The organism is Variovorax sp. P4_B10 (genome assembly GCF_056402375.1).
Genome location: NZ_JBFUHN010000046.1, coordinates 18,397 through 40,115 on the forward strand (window position 1 = coordinate 18,397; position 21,719 = coordinate 40,115).

General features: G+C 65.5%; 27 protein-coding genes and 1 tRNA gene. 13 read left to right on the top strand and 15 right to left on the bottom strand.

Annotated elements, in window-relative coordinates; translation table 11 throughout:
• The first annotated feature begins 19 nt into the window (after positions 1-19).
• Positions 20-766 carry a lysophospholipid acyltransferase family protein gene (locus AC1DXX_RS20740; RefSeq protein WP_478136094.1) on the top strand — a complete coding sequence of 249 codons (747 nt, stop codon included), beginning with the start codon at positions 20-22 and terminating at the stop codon, positions 764-766.
• A gap of 284 nt (positions 767-1,050) precedes the next feature.
• Here the strand turns inward: AC1DXX_RS20740 and AC1DXX_RS20745 are convergent, their stop codons facing one another.
• Positions 1,051-1,419: a hypothetical protein gene (locus tag AC1DXX_RS20745; RefSeq protein ID WP_478136095.1), complete on the bottom strand. Its 369-nt coding sequence runs from the start codon at positions 1,417-1,419 to the stop codon at positions 1,051-1,053.
• A gap of 250 nt (positions 1,420-1,669) precedes the next feature.
• On the opposite strand from AC1DXX_RS20745, the gene AC1DXX_RS20750 reads away from it, so the two are divergent.
• On the top strand, positions 1,670-1,906 hold the full coding sequence (locus tag AC1DXX_RS20750; protein WP_478136096.1) for a hypothetical protein: 237 nt from the start codon (positions 1,670-1,672) through the stop codon (positions 1,904-1,906).
• Between the two features lie 10 nt (positions 1,907-1,916).
• Here AC1DXX_RS20750 and AC1DXX_RS20755 read toward each other — a convergent pair whose 3' ends face one another.
• The 4 genes from AC1DXX_RS20755 to AC1DXX_RS20770 are packed head-to-tail and all read right to left on the bottom strand — an operon-like array spanning position 1,917 to position 5,791.
• Positions 1,917-3,083 carry a mandelate racemase/muconate lactonizing enzyme family protein gene (locus tag AC1DXX_RS20755; RefSeq protein WP_478136097.1) on the bottom strand — a complete coding sequence of 389 codons (1,167 nt, stop codon included), beginning with the start codon at positions 3,081-3,083 and terminating at the stop codon, positions 1,917-1,919.
• Between the two features lie 44 nt (positions 3,084-3,127).
• Positions 3,128-3,829: an SDR family NAD(P)-dependent oxidoreductase gene (locus AC1DXX_RS20760; protein ID WP_478136098.1), complete on the bottom strand. Its 702-nt coding sequence runs from the start codon at positions 3,827-3,829 to the stop codon at positions 3,128-3,130.
• Positions 3,819-4,793: a Bug family tripartite tricarboxylate transporter substrate binding protein gene (locus AC1DXX_RS20765; protein ID WP_478136099.1), complete on the bottom strand. Its 975-nt coding sequence runs from the start codon at positions 4,791-4,793 to the stop codon at positions 3,819-3,821. Before AC1DXX_RS20765 ends, AC1DXX_RS20760 begins: the two co-directional genes overlap by 11 nt.
• A 59-nt stretch (positions 4,794-4,852) precedes the next feature.
• Positions 4,853-5,791, bottom strand: a complete 939-nt coding sequence (locus tag AC1DXX_RS20770; RefSeq protein WP_478136100.1) for a dihydrodipicolinate synthase family protein — start codon at positions 5,789-5,791, stop codon at positions 4,853-4,855.
• A gap of 108 nt (positions 5,792-5,899) precedes the next feature.
• Between AC1DXX_RS20770 and AC1DXX_RS20775 the strand changes: the two genes are divergently transcribed.
• From AC1DXX_RS20775 to AC1DXX_RS20785, 3 genes are all read left to right on the top strand, one after another.
• A complete protein-coding gene (locus AC1DXX_RS20775; RefSeq protein ID WP_478136101.1) occupies positions 5,900-6,850 on the top strand; it encodes a LysR family transcriptional regulator in 951 nt (316 codons plus the stop codon).
• Between the two features lie 56 nt (positions 6,851-6,906).
• On the top strand, positions 6,907-7,806 hold the full coding sequence (locus AC1DXX_RS20780; protein ID WP_478136102.1) for an alpha/beta hydrolase: 900 nt from the start codon (positions 6,907-6,909) through the stop codon (positions 7,804-7,806).
• Between the two features lie 163 nt (positions 7,807-7,969).
• On the top strand, positions 7,970-8,185 hold the full coding sequence (locus tag AC1DXX_RS20785; RefSeq protein ID WP_478136103.1) for a hypothetical protein: 216 nt from the start codon (positions 7,970-7,972) through the stop codon (positions 8,183-8,185).
• Between the two features lie 39 nt (positions 8,186-8,224).
• Here the strand turns inward: AC1DXX_RS20785 and AC1DXX_RS20790 are convergent, their stop codons facing one another.
• The gene (locus AC1DXX_RS20790) at positions 8,225-9,037 is read right to left on the bottom strand and encodes an alpha/beta fold hydrolase (protein WP_478136104.1); all 813 of its coding nucleotides are present in this window, start codon (positions 9,035-9,037) and stop codon (positions 8,225-8,227) included.
• Positions 9,038-9,372: 335 nt separating this feature from the next.
• Here AC1DXX_RS20790 and AC1DXX_RS20795 point away from each other — a divergent pair, with 335 nt between their 5' ends.
• From AC1DXX_RS20795 to AC1DXX_RS20805, 3 genes are all read left to right on the top strand, one after another.
• Positions 9,373-10,395, top strand: coding sequence for an alpha/beta fold hydrolase (locus AC1DXX_RS20795; RefSeq protein WP_478136105.1), 1,023 nt, complete (start codon positions 9,373-9,375; stop codon positions 10,393-10,395).
• Between the two features lie 61 nt (positions 10,396-10,456).
• Positions 10,457-10,732, top strand: a complete 276-nt coding sequence (locus tag AC1DXX_RS20800) for a zinc-binding dehydrogenase (RefSeq protein WP_478136106.1) — start codon at positions 10,457-10,459, stop codon at positions 10,730-10,732.
• Between the two features lie 648 nt (positions 10,733-11,380).
• Positions 11,381-12,118: a hypothetical protein gene (locus AC1DXX_RS20805; RefSeq protein WP_478136107.1), complete on the top strand. Its 738-nt coding sequence runs from the start codon at positions 11,381-11,383 to the stop codon at positions 12,116-12,118.
• 101 nt (positions 12,119-12,219) lie between these two features.
• On the opposite strand, the gene AC1DXX_RS20810 is transcribed toward AC1DXX_RS20805, so the two are convergent.
• The gene (locus tag AC1DXX_RS20810) at positions 12,220-12,396 is read right to left on the bottom strand and encodes a hypothetical protein (RefSeq protein ID WP_478136108.1); all 177 of its coding nucleotides are present in this window, start codon (positions 12,394-12,396) and stop codon (positions 12,220-12,222) included.
• A 41-nt stretch (positions 12,397-12,437) separates the two neighbouring features.
• Between AC1DXX_RS20810 and AC1DXX_RS20815 the strand changes: the two genes are divergently transcribed.
• The gene (locus AC1DXX_RS20815) at positions 12,438-12,923 is read left to right on the top strand and encodes a hypothetical protein (RefSeq protein WP_478136109.1); all 486 of its coding nucleotides are present in this window, start codon (positions 12,438-12,440) and stop codon (positions 12,921-12,923) included.
• On the opposite strand, the gene AC1DXX_RS20820 is transcribed toward AC1DXX_RS20815, so the two are convergent.
• The 8 genes from AC1DXX_RS20820 to AC1DXX_RS20855 all read right to left on the bottom strand — a co-directional run bounded on the left by AC1DXX_RS20820 (position 12,881) and on the right by AC1DXX_RS20855 (position 17,291).
• Positions 12,881-13,468 carry a hypothetical protein gene (locus AC1DXX_RS20820; protein ID WP_478136110.1) on the bottom strand — a complete coding sequence of 196 codons (588 nt, stop codon included), beginning with the start codon at positions 13,466-13,468 and terminating at the stop codon, positions 12,881-12,883. The two genes, AC1DXX_RS20815 and AC1DXX_RS20820, sit on opposite strands and share 43 nt — an antisense overlap.
• Before the next feature lie 3 nt (positions 13,469-13,471).
• Positions 13,472-13,681, bottom strand: a complete 210-nt coding sequence (locus AC1DXX_RS20825; RefSeq protein ID WP_478136111.1) for a hypothetical protein — start codon at positions 13,679-13,681, stop codon at positions 13,472-13,474.
• 3 nt (positions 13,682-13,684) lie between these two features.
• Positions 13,685-14,380, bottom strand: a complete 696-nt coding sequence (locus tag AC1DXX_RS20830) for a hypothetical protein (RefSeq protein ID WP_478136112.1) — start codon at positions 14,378-14,380, stop codon at positions 13,685-13,687.
• A gap of 2 nt (positions 14,381-14,382) precedes the next feature.
• Positions 14,383-14,811: a hypothetical protein gene (locus AC1DXX_RS20835; RefSeq protein WP_478136113.1), complete on the bottom strand. Its 429-nt coding sequence runs from the start codon at positions 14,809-14,811 to the stop codon at positions 14,383-14,385.
• Positions 14,808-15,014, bottom strand: a complete 207-nt coding sequence (locus AC1DXX_RS20840) for a helix-turn-helix transcriptional regulator (RefSeq protein WP_478136114.1) — start codon at positions 15,012-15,014, stop codon at positions 14,808-14,810. Before AC1DXX_RS20840 ends, AC1DXX_RS20835 begins: the two co-directional genes overlap by 4 nt.
• A gap of 110 nt (positions 15,015-15,124) precedes the next feature.
• On the bottom strand, positions 15,125-15,634 hold the full coding sequence (locus AC1DXX_RS20845; protein WP_478136115.1) for a hypothetical protein: 510 nt from the start codon (positions 15,632-15,634) through the stop codon (positions 15,125-15,127).
• A 181-nt stretch (positions 15,635-15,815) separates the two neighbouring features.
• Positions 15,816-17,042, bottom strand: coding sequence for a tyrosine-type recombinase/integrase (locus AC1DXX_RS20850; RefSeq protein WP_478136116.1), 1,227 nt, complete (start codon positions 17,040-17,042; stop codon positions 15,816-15,818).
• Between the two features lie 174 nt (positions 17,043-17,216).
• A tRNA-Arg gene (locus AC1DXX_RS20855) sits at positions 17,217-17,291 on the bottom strand.
• Positions 17,292-17,549: 258 nt separating this feature from the next.
• On the opposite strand from AC1DXX_RS20855, the gene AC1DXX_RS20860 reads away from it, so the two are divergent.
• From AC1DXX_RS20860 to AC1DXX_RS20875, 4 genes are all read left to right on the top strand, one after another.
• On the top strand, positions 17,550-18,575 hold the full coding sequence (locus AC1DXX_RS20860; RefSeq protein WP_478136117.1) for a Bug family tripartite tricarboxylate transporter substrate binding protein: 1,026 nt from the start codon (positions 17,550-17,552) through the stop codon (positions 18,573-18,575).
• A 129-nt stretch (positions 18,576-18,704) separates the two neighbouring features.
• The gene (locus AC1DXX_RS20865) at positions 18,705-19,226 is read left to right on the top strand and encodes a tripartite tricarboxylate transporter TctB family protein (protein ID WP_478136118.1); all 522 of its coding nucleotides are present in this window, start codon (positions 18,705-18,707) and stop codon (positions 19,224-19,226) included.
• A gap of 19 nt (positions 19,227-19,245) precedes the next feature.
• Complete coding sequence (locus tag AC1DXX_RS20870) at positions 19,246-20,775, top strand: tripartite tricarboxylate transporter permease (protein ID WP_478136119.1); 1,530 nt, start codon at positions 19,246-19,248, stop codon at positions 20,773-20,775.
• Between the two features lie 25 nt (positions 20,776-20,800).
• Positions 20,801-21,637, top strand: a complete 837-nt coding sequence (locus AC1DXX_RS20875; protein WP_478136120.1) for a cytidylate kinase family protein — start codon at positions 20,801-20,803, stop codon at positions 21,635-21,637.
• The last annotated feature ends 82 nt before the right edge of the window (positions 21,638-21,719 follow it).

Genomic DNA, 21,719 nt, shown 5'->3' on the forward strand with positions numbered 1-21,719 from the left:
GAAGAGGGTCCACGTACCGATGGTTCATTCACTGAAGGCCTGCTGGCGCTTGCTGCACGCGGTGGGGCATGCGCTGGGCGGCTGGTGGACGATCCGCTTCACCTTCCCCGGCCTCTCGCAGACCGAGCGCAATGCGCGCGTGCAGGAATGGTCGCGGCGCATGCTCGAGATCATGGGCATCACGCTCAAGGTGCAGGGCACGCCGCCGACCGAGGGGCCGGTGCTGCTGATCAGCAACCACCTCTCGTGGCTCGACATCACCGCGATCCATGCGGCGCACCATGTGCGCTTCGTGTCGAAGGCGGGCGTGAGGCACTGGCCGCTGATCGGTGCGCTCTCCACCGCCGCGGGCTCGCTCTACATCGAGCGCGAACGCCGCCGCGACGCGATGCGCGTGGTGCACCACATGACCGAGGCGCTGCGCAACGGCGACCTGATCGGCGTGTTCCCCGAAGGCACCACGAGCGACGGCCGCGGGCTGCTGCCGTTCCACGCCAACCTGCTGCAGGCGGCGATTTCCTCGGGCGCGCCGGTGCTGCCCGCCGCGCTGCGCTTCGCCGATGCGGCCACCGGCGAAAACAGCGATGCCCCGCGATACGTCGACGACGACAACCTGCTGACCTCGCTCTGGAACACGCTGCGCGCGCCGCCGCTGCTGGCGATCGTGCGCTTCGGCGAACCGCAGGCCTCGCACGGCCGCGAGCGGCGCGCGTGGGCGCAGTCGCTGCACGAAGACGTGCAGCAGCTGCGCCGCGACACGCACTGATCAAAAAAAAAGCGCCCACCAAAGGGCGCCTGAACGACGCATGGATGCGCCGTGAGGAGGAAAGCAGACTAGCCTGCAGGTTGACTGCGGCAGCGACTCCCGGTTGCGGGAGAAAACAAACCGTGCGCGTGGGCGTGTGCCTACAAGCCGGCCGCGCCGAGGCCGCGAACTCCCCTTGTTCCGGAAGCAAGGGCGGCATCTCGCACTGCTCGGGCGAGCTGTTCGTTTGCAATGACGAATCGATCAGCGGCTCGAAGAGCCGTGTGCGCAGATGACCTGGAAGATCAGTCGCGATCTTCGTAGTAGCGGCGATGCTGCTCGCGCTCCCACTGCCGGCGACGCCATTCACGGCGCTCCGCGCGGCGCTCTTCCCAACGCTCCGCGCGACGTTCTTCCCAGCGAGATCCAGGCTCGTAGACAGGCACCGGGACGGAGTACACCGGCGGTGCGGGCTGGTAGTAGGTGGGGGCCGGCCGCGAGTAAACAGGCGCCGGCTCATAGTAGACCGGTGCAGGCTCGCTCACGACCACGCCGGGTACGTTGACGCCAATGGACCAGTTGGTGCCGGCATTGGCCGATGCGGCGACGAACAAGGTACCGGCAGCAACGAAACCTGCAGCAGCCAGCTTGAGAGCGGTTCGCGAAAACGTCATGTCATCTCCTGGAGGGCGAAAAATGGCCCAGATGGCATATCCAACGCCTGGCCGTGGGGCGCCGCGCACATCGCTACTGTGAAGAACGTTCCGAAATGTCACGCTGCGAGCCGGGCGACATCGGTGAGAAGCGACCGGGAAGCCTCGGGATTCGCTTGGCCCGCCTGGTTTCTTTGCGCCTATGTTCGCCAGCGCACCGTCCCATGCAACAGGTGTGCCTAGCCTGTGGAAGCCTTCAAAGGAGTCTTCCATGAACCGTTTGATACTGATTTCGGCGCTGCTCGGCGCACTGGGCCTTGCCGCTTGCGACAGGCCCGCCGCCGTGGTCGCCGTTCCTGCCGCACCCGTCGCCGTGCCTGGACCCGCAGGCCCTCCCGGTGCAACGGGCGCCAAGGGCGCCGAGGGCAACAAGGGCGAAACCGGAAAGCCCTCCGAGGGCACTACCGTGATCGTGACGCCGCCTCCGCCTGCGGCGCCCGCCAACTGACCCGACGCGACTAGCGCGCAAGCGCCCGCATTTCGGAGATCAGATCGGCCTTGCCCTCGAAGCCGATGCCCGGCAGCGGCGGCAGCGTGACATGGCCGTTCTGCACCTTCACGCCGTCGGGGAACCCGCCGTACGGCTGGAACAGGTCGGGATAGCTCTCGTTGCCGCCCAGCCCCAGGCCGGCCGCGATGGCCAGCGACATCTGGTGGCCGCCGTGCGGAATGCAGCGCGACGGCGACCAGCCGTTGGCCTTCAGCATGTCGAGCGTGCGCAGGTACTCGACCAACCCGTAGCTCAGCGCGCAGTCGAACTGCAGCCAGTCGCGGTCGGGCCGCATGCCGCCGTGGCGAATGAGGTTGCGCGCGTCCTGCATCGAGAACAGATTCTCGCCCGTGGCCATGGGGCCGGCGTACACCTCGCCGAGCTTTGCCTGCAGTTCGTAGTCGAGCGGGTCGCCGGCTTCCTCGTACCAGAAGAGCGGGTACTGCGACAGCGCGCGGCCGTAGTCGATGGCGGTGGGCAGGTCGAAGCGGCCGTTGGCGTCCACGGCCAGTTGCTGGCCGGGGCCGAGGATCTTGAGCACCGACTCGATGCGCTCGCAGTCTTCCGCGAGCGTGGCGCCGCCGATCTTCATCTTCACCACCGAGTAGCCGCGCTCGAGGTAGCTGGCCATCTCGCGCTGCAGCCCCTCGAGGCCCTTGCCGGGGTAGTAGTAGCCGCCCGCGGCGTAGACGAACACGCGCGGGTCGGGCGTGCCGCTGCCGTAGCGCTCGGCCAGCAGCTGGTACAGCGGCTTGCCGGCGATCTTGGCCACCGCATCCCACACGGCCATGTCGATGGTGCCCACGGCCACCGAGCGCTCGCCATGGCCGCCGGGCTTCTCGTTGATCATCATGCGGGCCCAGATCCTGTGCGGATCGAGGTTGTCGCCGGTCTCGTCCAGCAGCGATGCAGGCTCGGCCTCGAGCAGGCGCGGCAGAAAGCGCTCGCGGATCAGCCCGCCCTGGCCGTAGCGGCCGTTGGAATTGAAGCCGTAGCCCACCACCGGCCCGCCGTCGCGGACCACGTCGGTGACCACCGCCACGAGGCTCAGGGTCATCTTCGAGAAGTCGATGTAGGCGTTGCGGATGTCCGACTTGATGGGGCGCGTGGACTCGAGGACGTTGACGATTTTCATGGTCGGGTTTGCGTGAGGGAAAGTGGGGGAGGGGAAAGAAGAACTCAGCGGTGCAGCGACGCCCCGCCGCAGATGGCGATGTCCTGGCCGGTGATGGCGGCGGCCGGCGCGGACAGCAGAAAGGCGACCAGCGCGGCGATCTCCGCGGGTTCGATCAGCCGGCCGATGGGCGGCAGGCGCGGCGCGCTGCCTGCGCGCGCGGGGTCTTGCAGCATCGCGGTCTGTGTCGCACCGGGCGACACCACGTTGACGGTGACGCCGCTTGCGGCGACCTCCGCCGCCCAGCTGCGCGCGAGCGCGATCAGCGCCGCCTTGGTCGCGGCGTACTGCCCGCGGCCGGGCAAGCCCTGCGCGACGCGGCTGCCGATGAACACCACGCGGCCGCTGCCGCGCGCGGCCATGGCGGGCACCAGGGCGTCGGCCAGCCGCGTGGCGGCGTCGACATGCAGGCGCCACATCAGTTCGCCGCCCGCGTGGTCCAGCCGGCCCAGCGGGCCGACGCGCAGCACGCCGGCCGCATGCACCAGCGCGTCGACAGCGCCCAGTGCGGCGGCGGCGCGCGCGATGCCTTCGGCATCCGACAGGTCCACCGTCGCGTGCGCGAAGCCCGCATGCGACAGCGTGGGGGCCGCAAGGTCGAGCCCGCTCACGCGCCAGCCCCGTTCCAGCAGGTGCGACGCGATGGCGCGGCCGATGCCGCCGCTGCTGCCCGTCACGACGGCGTGCGGGGTGGCCTCATTCGACACGGATGTTGCCCTCGGCGATGATCTTCTTCGAGCGCTCCATGTCGGCCTGCTGGAACTTGACGAAGTCGTCGACGCTGCCCGGTGTCAGCAGCAGCCCCTGTGCGTTCAGCGTCTCGCGCATGTCGGTGCCCAGGGCCTTGTTCACCTCGGCATTGAGCCGCTGCGTGATCGCCGGCGGCAGCTTGGCCGGCCCCCACAGCCCGTACCAGCTGTAGAACTCGTAGCCCGGAATGCTCTCGGCCACCGTGGGCACGTTCGGCAGGCTGGTGGCGCGGGYGGCCGAGGTGACGGCAACGACCCGCAGCATCCCGCTCTTGTGGTACTGCAGCGAGCCGAGGATCGGGTCGATGAAGCCGTCGATCTGCCCGCCGATCAGGTCCTGGAAGGCCGGTGCCGTGCCCTTGTACGGCACGATCAGGTAGTCGAGCCCGCCGCCCGCGCGCTTGAGCAGCTCGGTCGACAGGTGGCCCGCCGATCCGATCGAGCCCACCGCGAAGGTCATCTTGCCCGGGTGCGCCTTGGCGTACGCGATGAGCGACTTCACATCGGTGACCGGCAGGTTCTTGTTGATGGCCACCGACAGCGGCGCCTTCGCGACCAGCGCCACCGGCGTGAAGTCCCTGACGACCTCGTAGGGCACGGACTTCATCGTCATCGGTGCCGTCGTGAAGGTCGAGGCGTTGAACAGCAGCGTGTAGCCGTCGGCCGGCGCCTTCGACACCACGTCGGCGCCGATGACGCCGTTGCCCCCGGCCCGGTTCTCGACGATGAAGGACTGGCCGGTCTGTTCGCCGAGCTTCTGCGCGAGCAGCCGGCCGACGGTGTCGAGCGTGCCGCCCGGCGGAAACGGGATCACCATGCGCACCGGCCGGTTCGGCCAGGGCGGTGTCTGCGCGAAGCCGGGCGACACCGCGGCCAGTGCGAGGGCCGCGAGCGCTGTGCGCAGGAAATGGTTGCGTTGCATGTCTCTTGTCTCCTTCTGGTTCTGGGGAAGGCACCGGCGGCGCCGGGCCGGGCGCGCGTTCAGCGCTTCGACAGGCCGGCCTGCCGCACGGCGGCGCGCAGCGCTTCCATCTCGCGCGCGTTGGGTGCCTCGGTCGGCGGGCGCACCGTGGCGTTGTCGAGCACGCCGGCCAGGTACATGCCGCCCTTCATGCGCGCATGCGCTTCGCCGGTCGGTTCGCCGCCGCCGTACACGGCGTCCTTCAGCGGCGTGATGAGGGCCTGCACCGCCATCGCCTTCTTCAGGTCGCCGGCCTTCACGGCGTTCCACAGGTCGATGATCAGTTGCGGGATGAAGGTCGCGAAGCCGACCAGCGCGCCGTCCACGCCCTGCACCATCGAGGCCAGCAGGTACTCGTCGTGGCAGGTGAGGATCGCCTTGGACGGATCGGCCTCGCGGATGGCCTGGATGTCGCGGGCGTACTTGTTCATGTCGCGCTGCCCGACCTTGAAGGCCTGCAGGTAGGGCAGGCGCGCCAGCTCGGCCAGCAACTGCGACGAATAGGACGCACGTGTCCACGCCGGGTACACGTGGCAGACCAGGTCCAGCTCCGGCGCGGCGCGGTGGATGGCCTCGAAGTACTGCAGCGCATGGCCGGGCGTGAAGCCGAAGCGCAGCCAGTGGTGGGGCGGCATGACGTCGAGCGCGACGGCGCCCACGGCCTGCGCGGCGCGGGCGTGTTCGGCGGCCTCGGCCAGGCCTTCGCAGACGATGGACGAGATCACCGGCGTACGGCCGCGCAGCTCGTCGGCGACGATGCGGGTCACCTCGGCGCGCTCCGCGGGGGTGAGCGAGAACACCTCGCCGGTATGGCCGTTGGTCATGACCGCCACCACGCCGTCATGGCCTGCGAGCCACGAGGCCAGCTTGCGCAGGGCCGCCTCGTCGATGCGGTGGTCGGCCGTGAAGGGGCAGGAAATGGCGGGAATGATCCCGCGATAATTCGCGATGGAAGGCATGCTGTGTCTCCGTTGTGGTTCAAGGTGCAGGGATGCGTGCATCTTTGGCCGGCGAGGCATGCACCGTCCAATACTCCAATTGCATACAACTATTCAACTGCGCTGCGCATGGGCCCCGGCAACCGACCCCTCGACCTCGAATGGCTGGAAGATTTCCTGGCCCTGGCCGAGAGCGGCAATTTCTCGCGCGCGGCGCAGGCGCGCTCCATCGCTCAGCCTGCGTTCAGCCGGCATATCCGCGCGCTCGAGGAGTGGGTGGGCGTCGACCTCTTCGACCGCAGCGCGCACCCTGCGGCGCTGACGGCGGCGGGCAAGCGTTTCCAGCCCCTGCTGCAGGAGGTGCTGGCCGGCCTCGAAGCCGCCCGCATCAAGGCCCGGGCCGCGCACGACCTGGCCGCGGCGAGCCTGAGCTTCGCTGCCACGCACGTGCTGTCGCTGACCTTCTTTCCGCGCTGGCTGGGCAGCGTGGAGGCGCGGCTGAGCCTGGGACCGATCCAGACGATCTCGGACAGTTCGCAAGCCTGCGAAGACCTGATGCTGCAGCGCCGCGTGCAGTTCGTGCTGTGCCACGGCCATGCCGGTGCGCCCGGCCGGCTCGACGAAGCGCAATACCCCATGCGGCGTCTCAGCGAGGACGTGCTGGTGCCGGTCGCGGCGCCCGATGCGGACGGCGCGCCGCTGCATGCGCTGGGCGCGGATCAGGCGCCCTCGGTGCTGGGATACAGCGAGGCGTCCGGTCTGGGGCGGATCATGCGGGCGATCCAGGACAGCGAATTCGGCAAGGATTTCGTGCCGTCCCTCTCGGTGGTCTTCACGGCGCACCATGCTGCGCTGCTCAGGACCATGGCGCTCGAAGGGCGCGGACTGGCGTGGCTGCCGATGAGCCTGGTGACGGACGACCTGCGCAAGGGCGCGCTGGTCGATGCCGGTGCGGGCGGCTGGCGGGTGCCGGTGGACATCCGGCTGTATCGGCAGCTCGCCCATATGGCCCCGGTGGCCGAGGCGCTGTGGCAACTTGTCGGTGAGGGCGCGCCGGACGGCGAAGGCGTATCTTGCTGAGCTGTGTCGGCGCATGCTGTTGACCGGGATCCGTTGCGCTGAAGGAGGTGTTTCCGATGAACGAGCTCGAGCGACTGGAAGCCATGCTTCGTGCGCGGCCTGCATCACTCTCCAATGAGCAACGTCGCGCGGCGTACGAAGCCCTGGGAGACCTTTTTCCGCTGGCAGCGGACGTCCGTGTGGAACAGGTGGCGGCGCACGGCGTTCCCGCCGAATGGACGTCCACGCCCGTCGCGCGCACCAGCGAAGTCATCCTCTATTTGCACGGCGGGGGATATGCCTGGGGCTCACTGAAGAGCCACCGGCACCTCGCAAGCGAGGTGGGTCGCGCGGCGGCCATGAGAACGCTCGCCCTCGACTACAGGCGCGCGCCCGAGTTCCCGTTTCCGCAGGCCCTGGAAGATGCGGTCAGCGGATACAGATTTCTCATGGATTCCGGCTTCAAGCCCCGGCAGATCGCGGTCGCCGGCGATAGCGCGGGAGCGGGTCTGGCCGTGGCGTTGCTCGTGCGACTGAAGGAACTGGGCCTGCAGCAGCCAGCCTGCGCACTGCTTCTCTCGCCCTGGGTCGACATGACGGTGACCGCGGACAGCTACAGCCGCAACGCGAAGCGAGATCCGGTCCTCAACCGCGAGATCATGCAATTTCTGGCCGAGCAGTACCTGGGAAAGCGGCCAAGAGAGACGCCTCTTGCGTCGCCGGTTTTCGCCGATCTGAGCGGCATCGCGCCTTTGACGATCTTCGTGGGGGCCACGGAGTCCTTGCTGGATGATGCGATGGCACTCACCCGCGCAGCGGGTCTTGCCGATGTGAGCGTGCGGCTGGAAATTTGGCCCAAGATGTTTCACATCTGGCCCAACTACCACCAGGTGTTGGCGCAAGGCAGGCAAGGGGTCGACAGAGCCGGAAGGCTGCTGCGTGAAGCCGTGGATGCTGCTTCGAGCAGCGAAGGCTGAACTTCACAGCAACACTACTGGCCAAGGGGCTGTTAAACGCATCGGCATTCGGCGCCCATAATGCGCCTGCGACCACGCCAGAGGTCGCGTTCGAACCCAAGGCTCCGGGTCCCCTTGAAGCGAGCCAGCCATCTTGCCTTTCTGGCTTTCATGGGATGACACCATGAGCATATTGCAGATGTTTCTACCGGCATCCGAACCAGCGCGCAGCGAGGCCCTGGTGCAGCTGCGAAAGACACACCACCTGCCGCGCCACCTCGTGAGGGGCATTGCGCGCAAGGGGCTGGGCGAGCCCGGACCCGTCGTGCAGATCGGTCCACTGCAAAGCCAGCAACAGACATCGTCGCAGGACTTGCAGACACCCGCTGCGCCGGAGTAAGTGTTCCGCCGCTGAGCTCGGTCTGGCTGACAGTCGCGCTCAGTGCGCCGCCGCCTCGGCAATCACCTTCGTCACCGCATCGGGCTGCGACGTCATCACCACGTGCGACGCACCCTTGACCACCACGGTCTTCACCGCCTTCGCGCGCTCGGCCATGAAGGCCATCGCCGCAGGCGGAATGTTCCTGTCGCGATCACCGTAGACGAACCACGAGGGCACCGACTTCCAGGCCGGCGCCTCGGCCGGCTCGTTCAGCGCGGCCTCGGCGATGGGGCGCTGTCCCACGGCCATCAGGCGCGCCTTCCCGAGCGGCACGTCGGCCGCGAACTGGGCGGGGAACTCGTCCTGCTGGATGTACAGGTCCTTGCCGCCGTCGGCCAGCGGCCCCGCCGGGGCGAGCGTCGGGCCGAGCGTGCTGCCCGGGAATTTCCCGGTGAGGCCGATCGCCGTCTCGCCGGCTTCGGGCGCGAATGCAGCCACGAAGACCAGCGCCTTCACATTGGCCTTTCCGCTGGCGGCCGCCGAGATGACCGAGCCGCCGTACGAATGGCCGACGAGAACGACCGGTCCCTTGACCGAATCGACGATGCTGGCGACGGCRGCGGCATCGAACTTGGGCCCGCGCAGCGGGTTCGCGGCGGCGATCACTCGGTAGTGCCGAGCCTGCAGGCCCCGCACCACGCCGTCCCAACTGGACGAATCCGCGAACGCCCCGTGCACGAGCACGACCGTGGGCCTGGACGGCTGCGCGGCCGCGACCGGCTGTGCGAAGGATTGCAGCGGCACGAGGGCGGCCAGGCCGGCAGCACTGGCGATCAGGGCCATGCCGATGCGGCGGGAGAACTTTGTCATGACGATCTTTCCTTGGTTCGACGTTGAGAAAACAAAAGGTCGGCTGAAAACCAACGACGTCGAATCTAGGAGCGGCACGCCGGCCGGCCGGCCTTCTCTGTATGCGCGTGTGTCCGGGGTTCGCCTTGCGACATTACTTTGCAAAAAACGACCTGCGCCCCGGCGAGCGCCTGCGATTGAAATTTAGTGTGGACGAAGCCGCCTCAGATACAGAGGCATACGCAAGCCGATCGCCAGGCCGCCTCCTCGCCGAACAATCGCGCCGTGACCGAGGGAGCGCTGTAAGCGGCCCCTGGTGCGTTTTCTTCAATCACTTCGGATTCCAGGAGAGTTCAATGACCGCTTCCCGACAGTTGCCCCGCCGCTCGTTCCTCGGCAAGGCGGCGCTCGGCATCGCCGCCGCCCAGCTGACTTCGATCGTGCCCGCTTTCGCTCAATCCACCGGCACGGGCAGCGCCAAGCGCCTCGAGCCGCTCAAGCGCATCGAGGCCGGCAGCCTCAGCATCGGGTATTTCGAGGCAGGGCCGTCCGACGGTGCCCCTGTGATTCTTCTTCACGGCTGGCCCTACGACATCCACATGTTCGTCGACGTCGCGCCGCAGCTTGCCGCCGCGGGCTTTCGCGTCATCGTGCCGTATCTGCGCGGGTACGGCACCACCCGCTTCCTGTCGGCCGACACGCCGCGCAACGGGCAGCAGTCGGTGGTCGCCGTCGACATCATCGCGCTGATGGATGCGCTGAAGATCCAGGCCGCCACCGTTGCCGGCTGCGACTGGGGCGCGCGCACGGCGTGCATCATGGCCGCGCTGTGGCCGGAGCGCGTGAAGGCGCTGGTGTCGGTCAGCGGCTACCTGATCGGCAGCCAGGAGGCCGGCAAGATCCCCCTGCCGCCGCAGGCCGAGTTGCAGTGGTGGTACCAGTACTACTTCGCGACCGAGCGCGGCCGCGCGGGTTACGAGAAGAACCGCCACGACTTCGCCAGGCTCATCTGGCAGATCGCATCGCCGAAGTGGAACTTCGATGCGGCCACGTTCGAGCGCAGCGCCGTGGCATTCGAGAACCCCGACCACGTGGCCATCACGGTCCACAACTACCGCTGGCGCCTCGGCCTGGCCGACGGCGAGGCGAAGTACCAGGCGCTGGAGAACCGGCTCGCCAAGGCGCCGGTGATCGGCGTGCCGACCATCACGCTCGAAGGCGACGCCAACGGCGCGCCGCATCCGGATCCCAGCGCCTATGGGAAGAAGTTCTCGGGACGCTACGAGCATCGGCTGGTCAGCGGCGGCATCGGCCACAACCTGCCGCAGGAAGCGCCCGAGGCCTTCGCGAAGGCCGTGATCGACGTGGCGCGTGGGTGAGCCAGCCGGCCCGCCGTGCTGGCCGTGGGCGAGGGCGTCGACGGCTTCGACATCGGCCAGCGTGTGGCCTTGGGTCTGCGCGCCCGGCAGCTATGCGGAGAAGATCGCCATTCCGGCCAGCTTCGCTGGCGCCCATCCCCGACGGTATCGACGACAAGACCGCCGCGTCGATACGCCGGAACTGTTGCGCACGCACTCGGCGCGGCTGTTCGGCTGGATCGCCGAAGGCAAGCTGAAAGTCCATATCGGCGGTGTCTATCCGCTGGCCGATGCCGCCAAGGCCCACGCCGATATGGCAAGCCGCGCGACCACCGGCAAGCTGCTGCTGATGCCCTGATGCCGAAGCAAAGAAAAACCCGCTACGCTGGGGAAACGTGCGGGTTCTGAGGCGGAGTGAGACGCTGTGAGTCGGTCTCGTGGTGCCTTCGACAGGAACCGAAAGACCTGCTACGGGCCACGCCAGTATTGGATTTTTTCTTTTTCTAGTTGGAAGATACCGACAAAAATACCGGCAAACGGCACGGCGTTGCTCATGCGCAACGCCATTCGCCTGCCACGTTTCCGCCGCACAAGAAGCCGCCGCCGAGCCCTCTAGGGCCTGTTTTCCGTTGAGGAATGGCAGCCGCACACACACAGCGGAAAAACCTGCCAGCGGGCCTCCTAGAGGCAGGCCGAGCCATTGCCGGGCAGCGTGAGCGCACGGCTCAACATAGCGATGTACACGAGGCACAGCCCCAGGCAGCACGCTGCCCGGTGTCCTCCGAGTAAATCAGCTGCTGGAAGTGGTCGCGCCGGCCGAGAACCGGCGCGGCCTAGTACGGGCGGTCACGCTTCGCGCTGGCCCGCCCGAGGTTCGCCTCGTCCGTGCGCGTTCAAAGGCACTTTGATTGACAGCCTTGCTTTTCCTTGCGTGCGCGACAAATTTCACGGACGCGAGCAACACGTCTTGTTACGATCTCTTGGACATTCAAAAATCGGCCCCAACATGCGAACCCTCGTCGTACCCATAACGCTTCTTTTGGTGTCTGGCTGTGCACCAATGGTGTGGAACAAGCCGGGCGCATCACAGGACGATTTCAGCCGCGACAGATATACGTGCATGCAGGACTCCCAACAGCGGGTATCCGGAGCTGTGGTGAACCAGTTCGGAGGCTACTCAACGAACGAAGTGATCACAAATCCCAACATCTTCCGAGCATGCATGAATGCAAACGGGTGGTACCTCCAGCAGCAGAATCAGGTGCAACCTCAGACAGCATCAGTTCCGCCGCTAGTCCAATCGGCGCGAGCGGCACGGGTTGAGAAAACCAACGAAGAGAAGCTACGAGAATTAAATGCCCAAGTGGTAGCTGAGGCCAAGGCCATGTGCCAACGTCAGGAGTACGAGGTCATCACCGCCAAGTCTGCGTGTGCTACTGGTGACATGAAACCAGAACAGCTTGCGGACACTTCGAAACTGCGCGAGGCGGATAAGGTCGCGTTTCTCAAGATGCGCGGCGAAATGGAAGCACGCGAGCGCCGCTTGATTTCAGGTACGCAGATTTGGGGACAGACAGTCAGCGTTCCTTGGTCCAATGCCATGGAACGAGCGGCGGCCAGTTCTGCCGATAACGCTCGGGCTTTGTACGGCGGCAGGGTGACTTGGGGCGAATTCAACAGGCGGCGTGTTGAGATTTCGAAGACGTACCGAGACGAGTACACGAAGATCATGGCTTCGAAGTAGCCAAACGCCTTTTAAGTCAGGCGTGGCGTCGGGTGCCCGAGCGGCACAGTTCGCGACGTAGGACTGCACTCGACGGCCGGTCTGTGCGGGTCCAGGCGGCCTTAATCATCATTGGTGTTCGCTTGCTGCTGCGCCTTGGCGGCGGCCCAGTCCTCGGGCAGCATGACGCCACCCATCGTCATGACGGCGGTGGCGTTGTTCGCAGTGAGGTCAGTGCGATGATTGTGCTCGGTGGAGATCGGCGCACCCGGGCCCAGCAGTCGGGCACGGCGCATCATGGTGTCCAGCGCCGACCTCGGCACCACCAGAGGAGACCCACATGAACGACTGGCGTGAACGAATTCAAGCCTGTGGTGATGCCGCGTTGGCCGCAGCCCTAATTGCAAGCATCGAGAACCTGTTCGCGCATGACGCGCAAATTCTCGACGTCAACGCCCACGAGAACACCATTGCGGCACACCTCATGGCATATCTCCGCTCGCGGGCTCCAGTTGCTCCTGATGGCGAACCCTGGCATGTCGACTTTGACTACAACCGTCAAGGCGTTCGGGTCAAGAAAATCTACGGCGAGCAGAATGTCCGGCCGGATGTCATCGTGCATCGGCGGAACACCGACACGCTGAACTACCTTGCCATTGAAATGAAGAAAGGCTCGTCATCAGAGGTGGACCAAGGCGATATCGACAACCTGCATGCCTATCGATTGCATCTCAAGGCTGGCGGCCTGGCGTACACGCACGCGCTCTTCCTGCGATTCGGCGTTCAAGAAGATGCCGGCAAAGTCACCTGCGTTGTCTGGGTGTAGAGCGCAGATCTCGGACTCTGTAGGTTTAGCTGCTGCGCCTTGGCCGCGGTGGCCCAGTCCTCGGGCGTCATGACCCCACTCACCACCAGCACGCCCTCGTTCTGCGTGGCGAGATCGGTGCGGTTCTCGGTCCGCACCGACGCGTCCAGGCCGAGGAGGCGTGCGCGCCGCGTCATGATGTTGAGCGCGGCGCCGAGCGCCGCGAGGTCACCGCGGCAGGCGTTGATGTAGACCGGGATGAACATGGCGTCAAGTCGCCCAAGCTCCAGCTTTCGAACGTTGTCGGTGGGCTCCTGCAGCATGCGCCTGAGGGCGCTCTCCACGGCGCTCCACGCGGTCTGCGAACTGCGCATGCCGAGTCTCTCTGCGATCTCCGCGTAGGTCAGGCCCATCTTGCGGTAATGAAGCGCCTTCACCTGCTGTTCAACGGCTTCGAGGCGCCGCCGGCTGTGCTGGCTTTCGCCGGGTCGATTCTTCGCCCTGCGCTTGGGCTTGACGGCGGCCAGCGAATTGCCGGCCGCGGCCGGAACGTCGGTATTGGCCATGGTTCAGGCCTCGTCCCGCACCGCCATGACCTCGCCCCTGGCGGTGCGCCACAACGAATAGCCGTCGGGTGGAGGTGCCCAGCCGGCGGGCAGGTCAATCAGCGCGCCACCACGGATGCGTGCGAAGTCAGCGAACGGCAAGCGCTCCATGTGGAAAGCCGCATCGGGGACGGCGGTGCCGTCAGCGCGGAAGCGATAGGTGACAACCTTCATGGCTCACTCTCTTTCAGTATGGACTGGTAATTTACGTAGTGGTGTGCAGAATCTGCAGGCGGTCGCCACGCCCTCGATCTCTGCTTGAAAATGGGCCAGGCCCGCTTGGCCATTGGCTTCGCGGCTGATTTGCCGATCCGCTGACGCTGCAGTTTCTGCAGCCGGCTGAGGGACGTTGACTCCAGAAAGTGCAGCGTCGATTGGTCCCGTCGCTGCACTTTCTGCAGCTACACAGTGCACTTGCTGCAGCGCTGTTTTTTTTCTCGGCGTCGATGCTGCAGACACCACGCACCTGGCGTCGGTCAGAGTCTTGAACGCCTTGAATTCGCAAGTTGCCTTGTATGCTTCGACCCCGAGGTCCGGGCGCTCCAGCACGGGGAGGTCGGTGAATCGATAGAGGTTGCAGAATTTCGAGCCGCGAGCTATTCCGATGGTCTGCCTCGTTTTGCGCAGCAGGCCGACAGCTTCGAGCTGGCGCAGCGCCTTGGCGAGCGTCGTCGAACTCGCCCAGCCGCGATGCTTCAGCACAGACAATGCCGCGTCGATGTTGCCGTTGTTGGTGCTTCGCACGCGGGAGCGCAGATCCAAGAACAAGGCTCGTGCGGTCCAGTCCAGCGCAATGAAGGCGGGGCTGTTCAGCAAGGACAGATCGATCCGGATATGGGCCGCGACCGGGCCCGGGCGCTTGTCTCGGCCCATTTCTATTGCCGCTCCGTGTCTGCACCCACGCCGCAGAGCCTCACGCCCTCTGCCGCGAGGTACGGATGCGCCTCGGCCGAGGCTGCGTCTTCAGACACTGCCAGCGCGTTCGACACAGACTCGACGCGCATGCGTGCCTCCTCGACCTCCCGCATTCGCTGCGCCGCCTTGATGCGCCCCCGCATGGCCTGCCGTTCGGCGTTGCTCAGGTCGTCTTCGGCCTTTGCGCACCAGTTTTGCGTTTCGCCGGTGCGCCAGTTGCCAAACACGCCAGTTGGCACGCCGTCGAGGTACAACACATACCAGCCGGCATCGTCGCCGCGTTTGCCGACAGGGCTGGAATGGTGAAGCTTGCCGTCGGCGTGGAGCGGGACCGGCGGCGTCAGGCCGGCTGCTTCCATCGCACTCAGGAATTGATCGATGGCGCTCATGGCGTACCGCCTTCGGCGCGTCTGGCAATAAATTCCTCGACGGCCGCGGCATCCCAGACAGTGACGGATTCGCCGAGCTTGAACGGCTTCGGAAATTTCCCCTCACGAACCCACCGCCAAACGGTTGCGGGGCTGACGGGCAGCAGCCCGGCCCTGTCCTTGGTGGTTGCCAGGTCTGCAACCCGAATAACACGCTGTGCCACTCAACACCCCTTGAAAATGCGCCATGGCGCGACAGGAGTGACTGTGGAGACCGCAAGGACTTTAGTGAATTACCAGTGCGCCGCACCGGCTAGCCCATGCCGGGCACCGGCTAGGACGGATCGGGGGTTTTTCGCAGCGCTCTTCGCGCCGCAGAGAATGACATTCCCAGTGCTGCGCATTCCTCCTCCGCGCATCGATCACGGCTTGAATATTTGCCACTGGCCCATGCTGTTTTTATGGCTTCAGCTTTGTCCCGAGCGCCACCGGGGCTGTTGTGCCGATGATCAGCGGCGTCCTTCGCCCTCTTTGACGCTTGCCGCTTGTAGGCCCTGAATCCCGCTGCAGCCGCCTGGCGCAGCCACCTCGGCACCGCCGCTTCCCACTCCGCAGCCATTTCCTTCAGCAACGCCGCCCTCTTGCGATCGCTTTCCCCCGATTCGATCAACATAGTCGATGCTTGCTGATGCTGCTCGCTCAATTTAGCGTACAAGGCCTGAAGATGATCAAACACGACCTTGTGCACGGCGAAGAGCAAAGTCGCCTGTTCATACGTCATATTCCGACGTGCCCATGCGGTCAAAATCTGGATCTGCTCGTCAAGTTGTTCTTTGTCGATCATGCGTCCACTATCCGTCGGCTTCCCGCTGATCGCGTCGATGGCCCCAGGTCATGATGAGGTACCGGAAGGTATCAATGCTACCGACGCGAACGCTTTGCTTGCTGCGCGCCACTCATCTCGGCAAACCCAGAGCTTCGAAGCTTGGTCCGCTGACCTCGCCAGCGCACTGGCTTGGCAAAAATTACTTCTTCGCTTTGCGCAGCGGGATCACTTCTGCACCGATTCGCAGCTTGTCGAGATAGTCGGCCCACCGTTGCATCATGGCCCGCCGTGCGGGCAGATGCGCCGTGCGGTTGTAGGCTCGTCCATTCGGGTCCTTCACCATGTGGGCAAGCTGATGCTCAATCAGGTCGGTGCGCTCCTCCAGCACTTCATCCATGATGGTGCGGGCCATGGCCCGGAACCCGTGGGCGGTCATCACGTCCTTGGCGTAGCCCATGCCGCGCAACGCCGCGTTGATGGTGTTCTCGCTCATGCAGCGCTCACCGGTGCGGATGCTGGGGAACACATACCGGCCGTGCCCGGTGAACGGCTGCAGAGCCCGCAGAATGTCCACAGCCTGCCGTGACAACGGCACCAGGTGCTCAACCTTCATCTTCATCTTGGCGGCAGGGATGCGCCACTCGGCGGCGTCGAGGTCCATCTCGGCCCACTCCGCGGCGCGCAATTCGCCCGGGCGGACGAACACCAGCGGCGAAAGCTTCAGCCCCGCCACGGCGCAGGGATGGCCCGCATAGGCGTAAATAGAGCGCATGAGCTGACCCACCTGCTTGGGCTCCGTGATGGCGGCGTAGTTGGCCTTCTTGACCGCCACCAGCGCTCCCCTCAGGTCGGTGGTCACGTCGCGCTCAATCACCCCCACGGCGACGGCATAGCGGAACACCTGCGAGCAAATCTGAACGATCCGATGGGCGCTCTCGTGAATACCTCGCGCCTCCATCCGGCGGGCGACCTTGTCGAGCACGTCCTTGGCTTTGATGCTGGCAATGGGCAGCTTCCCGATGAACGGAAACACGTCTTTCTCAAGCCAACTCGTGACCTTGGCCTGCGTGATCGCGGCGCGCTTGCTGGAGGTCTTGGTCAGCCACTCCCTCGAAACGGCCTCGAAGCTGTTCGCTGCAGCGTCGGCTTTCGCCCGCTTTTCCTCGTGCTTGGCGATGCCAGGATCAATCCCATCTGCCAGTTGTTCGCGGGCCTTGTCGCGCCGTTGGCGGGCCTTGGCGAGCGTCACGCTGGGGTAGACGCCCAACGCCAAGGTCTTGCGCTTGCCGTGAATGCTGTAGTCCAGGCGCCAGTATTTGCCCGGCGCCTTGACCAGCAAGTACATGCCGCCGCCATCGGCATATTTGTCGCCGATGGCTTTGTCGGTGGCCTTTACCTGCCGAACGAAAGTGTCTGTCAGTGCCATCGCTGCTCCTTGACGGTATTCCGTTGCCGGTGTTCCGAAAATACCGTCAAAAATAACGGTATTTCTCTGCGATGTGATGCTACGCCGCGACACGGCTTGAGGCAAAGAAAAACCCGCTACGCTAGGGAAACGTGCGGGTTTTGATGCTTGGTGAGACGCCGTGAACCGGGTCCTTGGTGCCTTCGACAGGAATCGAACCTGTATCTGAGTCTTAGGAGGACCCCGTTCTATCCATTGAACTACGAAGACGCATCGCGCGAGGGGCTCAATCAATGCCCGGCCGGCCAAGGCTGCCGGTGCGCGTCGTGATTTTATAGGGTTCCGGCGACCGCCCGGTTGCGGCCCCCAAAGCCCGGCAGCGCGGGCTAACCCCGATACGAAATCTCCGGGAAGTTGACCGCGGTCAAGTTGGCGCTTGGCGCCGGCGCGCAACATCCGCCTGTTCGCATCTCCGCTCAGATCCAAGAAGAAAAAAGGGCGAACCCTACACAGACAGGAGACAACATGATGATGAAGAGCCTCGTTTCGCACGCCCGCAGCTGTCGTGCGAAAGTCTTCGCCGCGGCCATGCTCGCGCTGGGGGGCACCACACCCGCCCTCGCTTGGGAACCCACCAAACCCGTGGAGTTCGTGATCCCCGCCGGCACCGGCGGAGGCGCGGATCAGATGGGGCGGCTGCTGCAGGGTATCGTCATCAAGTACAAGCTCATGAAAGAGCCGCTCATCGTCGTCAACAAGTCGGGCGGCGCGGGCGCCGAGGGCTTTCTCGCGGTGAAGGACGCCAAGGGCGATCCGCACAAGATCGTCATCTCGCTGTCGAACCTGTTCACCACGCCCATGGCCACCGGCGTGCCCTTCAACTGGAAGGACATGACGCCGGTCGCGATGATGGCGCTCGACCAGTTCGTGCTCTGGACCAACGTCGACGCCCCCTACAAGACCGCCAACGAGTACATCGCGGCGGCCAAGGCGGCGGGCCCGAACAAGTTCAAGATGGCCGGCACCGGCTCGAAGCAGGAAGACCAGATCATCACCGTGGCGCTTGAAAAAGCCACCGGCACCAAGTTCATCTACGTGCCCTTCAAGGGCGGCGGCGAAGTGGCGGTGCAGCTGGTGGGCGGCCACGTGCACTCCACCGTGAACAACCCGATCGAGGCGGTCGCCCAGTGGCGCGCCGGCAAGCTGCGCGCGCTGTGCGTGTTCGACGACGAGCGCATGCCGTTCAAGGCCAAGGTCACCGAGACCCAGTCGTGGAACGACGTGCCCACCTGCAAGGAAGCGGGCGTGCCGACCAAGTACACGATGCTGCGCGGCATCTTCATGCCGGCCGGCGTGACGCCCGACCAGCTCGCGTTCTACGTGGACCTGCTGACCAAGGTGGCGGCCACGCCGGAGTGGAAGGAATACATGGAGAAGGGCGCCTTCAACCCGACCTTCATGACCGGGAAGCCCTTCGCCGATTGGCTCACCACCGCCGAAGCCACGCACCGCACGCTGATGTCCGACGCGGGCTTCCTCGCGAGCAGCAAGTAGGCAAGTAAGCAAGCAGCTTCGGCCACAGGCGGCATCGCGCGCCGGCTGGCCGATGGATCGCCAGGCAACGCCCGGCCGCATGGCCGAGGCCGCTGCATTCCACTCACTTTCATTGACGACGGGGGCTCCATGGAGCACGAAGAAATTTCCGATGGACAGGCGCGTTCGGGCGTCGCCACGTATGTGGTCGAAGCGGTGGTGGCGCTGCTGCTGCTGGTCATCGGCCTGGTGGTGGTCTTCGAGGCCCGCAAGCTGGGCGCGGGCTGGACCAGCGACGGGCCGGGGTCGGGGTACTTCCCCTTCTTCATCGGCGTGATCATCACCATCTCGGGCGCGGGCATCCTGTACCGGGCGCTGCTGGGCAGGAACAGGAACACCGAGGTCTTCGTCGATTCGGTGCAGCTCAAGCGCGTGCTGTCGGTGCTGCTGCCGGCCACGGTGTATGTGCTGGCCATCACCTTCGCGGGCCTGTATGTCGCATCGGCGATCTACATCGCGCTCTTCATGATCGTGCTGGGCAAGTACTCGTGGGTGAAGAGCGTGATCGCCGCGCTGGCGGTCAACACGGTCTTCTTCTGCATGTTCGAGGTGTGGTTCAAGGTGCCGCTGTTCAAAGGCGCGCTCGACCCCCTGCGGTTCCTCGGCTACTGAACTCACGGAGCACAGCGAAATGGACGAAATCAGCGCCCTGATGCAGGGCTTTGCAGTGATCCTGACCCCGATGAACATCGCCCTGATGTTCGTCGGGATCATCCTGGGCGTGCTCATCGGCGTGCTGCCGGGGCTGGGCGGTGCCAACGGGGTGGCGATTCTGCTGCCCCTCACGTTCACGATGTCGCCGACCTCGGCCATCATCATGTTGTCGTGCATCTACTGGGGTGCGTTGTTCGGCGGCGCCATCACCTCGATCCTGTTCAACATCCCGGGCGAGCCCTGGTCGGTGGCCACCACCTTCGACGGCTATCCGATGGCCCAGCAGGGCAACGCCGGCGCTGCGCTGACGACAGCCTTCACTTCCTCGTTCGTGGGGGCCTTCATCGCGGTGGTGATGATCACCTTCCTTGCGCCGCTGGTGGCCAAGTTCGCGCTCAAGTTCGGCTCACCCGAGTTCTTCGCGGTGTACCTGCTGACCTTCTGCAGCTTCGTCGGCATGGGCAAGGGGTCGCCGTTCAAGATCCTCGCGTCGATGGCGCTTGGCTTCGCGCTGGCCTCGGTCGGCATGGACACCGTGACCGGCCAGCTGCGCCTCACCTTCGGGCAGCCCGAGCTGATGCGCGGCTTCGACTTCCTGATTGCGGTGATCGGCCTGTTCGGCATCGGCGAGATCCTGCTGTCGATGGAGGAGGGCCTGAAGTTCTCCGGCAAGAGCGCGAAGATCGATCCGAAGGTGGTGCTGCAGACCTGGAAGCAGCTGCCGCAGTACTGGGTGACCTCGCTGCGCAGTTCGCTGATCGGCATCTGGATGGGCATCACGCCGGGCGGCGCGACGCCGGCCTCATTCATGGCCTACGGCCTGGCCAAGAAGATGTCGAAGCGCGGCTCCAAGTTCGGCACTGGTCAGATGGAAGGCGTCGTGGCGCCCGAGACCGCGGCGCATGCCGCCGGCACCAGCGCGCTGCTGCCGATGCTGGCGCTGGGCATTCCCGGGTCGCCGACCGCCGCGGTGCTGCTGGGCGGGCTGCTGATCTGGGGCCTGCAGCCGGGGCCGCTGCTGTTCGTCGAGCAGAAGGACTTCGTCTGGGGCCTGATCGCCAGCATGTACCTGGGCAACATCGTGGGCCTGATCGTGGTGCTGAGCACCGTGCCGCTGTTCGCGTCGATCCTGCGCATTCCGTTCTCGATCATCGCGCCGGTGATCATCGTGATCTGCGCGATCGGCGCCTACACCGTGCACAACGCGATGCTCGACATCTGGTTCATGCTCGGCTTCGGCGTGGTGGGCTATCTCTTCAAGAAGCTCGACTTCCCGCTGGCGCCACTGGTGCTCGCGCTGGTGCTCGGCGACAAGGCGGAAGACTCGTTCCGCCAGGCCATGCTGGTCTCGCAGGGCGACGTGATGATCATGTTCTCGAACCCGCTGGTGGGCGGCATCACGACGCTGGCCCTGGTGCTGCTGTTCTGGCCGCTGATCTCCAAGGCGCTGGCGCTGGTCAAGCCCAAGAAGCCCGACGAGTTTGCCGTCGAGCGGCCGGTGGACTGAGCGAGAACGACAAGGAGCACACGACATGCCAGTGATCGCACTGACCCAGGAGATGGGTTCCCTCGCGAAAGACGTTTCGCTGAAGCTCGCCGAGGCGCTCTCGCTCGCCGTCATGCGCCACGAGGTCATCGACCACGTGGCCGACAAGATGCAGGTGCCCAAGAGCTTGATCGGCCGCCTGCGCGGCGGCAAGGCCGGGTTGCTGGAGCGCCTGACCACCGACCAGCGCAGCGTCGCCCTCTACACGGCGGACGAGCTGTTCGCACTGGCCGACCGCGGCAACGTGGTGCTGCGCGGCTGGGGCGCCACCTGCCTGCTGAGGCCGGTGCCGCACGTGGTGTGCGTGCGCATCACGCGCTCGCTCGAGAAGCGCGTCGAATGGCTGATGGGCGACCTCGAAACCGACGACGCCGCGTTCGCGGAAGCCGAGATCCGCCGCAGCGACCAGGCGCACGCAGCGCGCATGCATGCGCAGTTCGGCGTGACCTGGGGCGACCCGGTGCTCTACGACCTGGTGCTCAACACCGACCGGGTGACGGTCGACAGCTGCGTCGAGCAGATCCGTCAATTGGTGCAACGGCCCGAGTTCGCGGAGACGCCCGAGTCGCGCGCGCTGCTCAAGAACATGGCGCTGCAGGCGCGCGTGAAAGCGGCGTTGAAGGAGCAGGCGGAGACGAGCGACATCCGCGTGACGGTCGATGTGAACCAGGGGGAGGTGGTCCTGCGCGGGATCGTCTTGAACTCCGAAGAGCGCGCGCAGACCGAAGCGGTGGCGGCTGCAGTGACCGGCGTCACGGGCGTGCACAACCAACTGCGCCTGATGGCAACTTCCCGCCGCTTTGCATCCGCCAAGCAGACATGATTTCGGCGAGCAATCCCTGTCTTGCTCCCTCTCCCGCTTGCGGGAGAGGGCTGGGGTGAGGGGAGGGCGCTCGATGAGGCGC

What these genes read in the sequence shown, in the direction of transcription:
- AC1DXX_RS20780 (WP_478136102.1), top strand. Translation starts at nt 6,907, where the DNA reads ATGAACGAGCTCGAGCGACTGGAAGCCATGCTTCGTGCGCGGCCTGCA.
- AC1DXX_RS20850 (WP_478136116.1), bottom strand. Translation starts at nt 17,042, where the DNA reads ATGGCACTGACAGACACTTTCGTTCGGCAGGTAAAGGCCACCGACAAA.
- AC1DXX_RS20775 (WP_478136101.1), top strand. Translation starts at nt 5,900, where the DNA reads ATGGGCCCCGGCAACCGACCCCTCGACCTCGAATGGCTGGAAGATTTC.
- AC1DXX_RS20810 (WP_478136108.1), bottom strand. Translation starts at nt 12,396, where the DNA reads ATGATGCGCCGTGCCCGACTGCTGGGCCCGGGTGCGCCGATCTCCACC.
- AC1DXX_RS20755 (WP_478136097.1), bottom strand. Translation starts at nt 3,083, where the DNA reads ATGAAAATCGTCAACGTCCTCGAGTCCACGCGCCCCATCAAGTCGGAC.
- AC1DXX_RS20750 (WP_478136096.1), top strand. Translation starts at nt 1,670, where the DNA reads ATGAACCGTTTGATACTGATTTCGGCGCTGCTCGGCGCACTGGGCCTT.
- AC1DXX_RS20820 (WP_478136110.1), bottom strand. Translation starts at nt 13,468, where the DNA reads ATGGCCAATACCGACGTTCCGGCCGCGGCCGGCAATTCGCTGGCCGCC.
- AC1DXX_RS20805 (WP_478136107.1), top strand. Translation starts at nt 11,381, where the DNA reads ATGCGAACCCTCGTCGTACCCATAACGCTTCTTTTGGTGTCTGGCTGT.
- AC1DXX_RS20745 (WP_478136095.1), bottom strand. Translation starts at nt 1,419, where the DNA reads ATGACGTTTTCGCGAACCGCTCTCAAGCTGGCTGCTGCAGGTTTCGTT.
- AC1DXX_RS20875 (WP_478136120.1), top strand. Translation starts at nt 20,801, where the DNA reads ATGCCAGTGATCGCACTGACCCAGGAGATGGGTTCCCTCGCGAAAGAC.
- AC1DXX_RS20785 (WP_478136103.1), top strand. Translation starts at nt 7,970, where the DNA reads ATGAGCATATTGCAGATGTTTCTACCGGCATCCGAACCAGCGCGCAGC.
- AC1DXX_RS20795 (WP_478136105.1), top strand. Translation starts at nt 9,373, where the DNA reads ATGACCGCTTCCCGACAGTTGCCCCGCCGCTCGTTCCTCGGCAAGGCG.
- AC1DXX_RS20740 (WP_478136094.1), top strand. Translation starts at nt 20, where the DNA reads ATGGTTCATTCACTGAAGGCCTGCTGGCGCTTGCTGCACGCGGTGGGG.
- AC1DXX_RS20770 (WP_478136100.1), bottom strand. Translation starts at nt 5,791, where the DNA reads ATGCCTTCCATCGCGAATTATCGCGGGATCATTCCCGCCATTTCCTGC.
- AC1DXX_RS20830 (WP_478136112.1), bottom strand. Translation starts at nt 14,380, where the DNA reads ATGGGCCGAGACAAGCGCCCGGGCCCGGTCGCGGCCCATATCCGGATC.
- AC1DXX_RS20845 (WP_478136115.1), bottom strand. Translation starts at nt 15,634, where the DNA reads ATGATCGACAAAGAACAACTTGACGAGCAGATCCAGATTTTGACCGCA.
- AC1DXX_RS20860 (WP_478136117.1), top strand. Translation starts at nt 17,550, where the DNA reads ATGATGAAGAGCCTCGTTTCGCACGCCCGCAGCTGTCGTGCGAAAGTC.
- AC1DXX_RS20865 (WP_478136118.1), top strand. Translation starts at nt 18,705, where the DNA reads ATGGAGCACGAAGAAATTTCCGATGGACAGGCGCGTTCGGGCGTCGCC.
- AC1DXX_RS20815 (WP_478136109.1), top strand. Translation starts at nt 12,438, where the DNA reads ATGAACGACTGGCGTGAACGAATTCAAGCCTGTGGTGATGCCGCGTTG.
- AC1DXX_RS20835 (WP_478136113.1), bottom strand. Translation starts at nt 14,811, where the DNA reads ATGAGCGCCATCGATCAATTCCTGAGTGCGATGGAAGCAGCCGGCCTG.
- AC1DXX_RS20825 (WP_478136111.1), bottom strand. Translation starts at nt 13,681, where the DNA reads ATGAAGGTTGTCACCTATCGCTTCCGCGCTGACGGCACCGCCGTCCCC.
- AC1DXX_RS20870 (WP_478136119.1), top strand. Translation starts at nt 19,246, where the DNA reads ATGGACGAAATCAGCGCCCTGATGCAGGGCTTTGCAGTGATCCTGACC.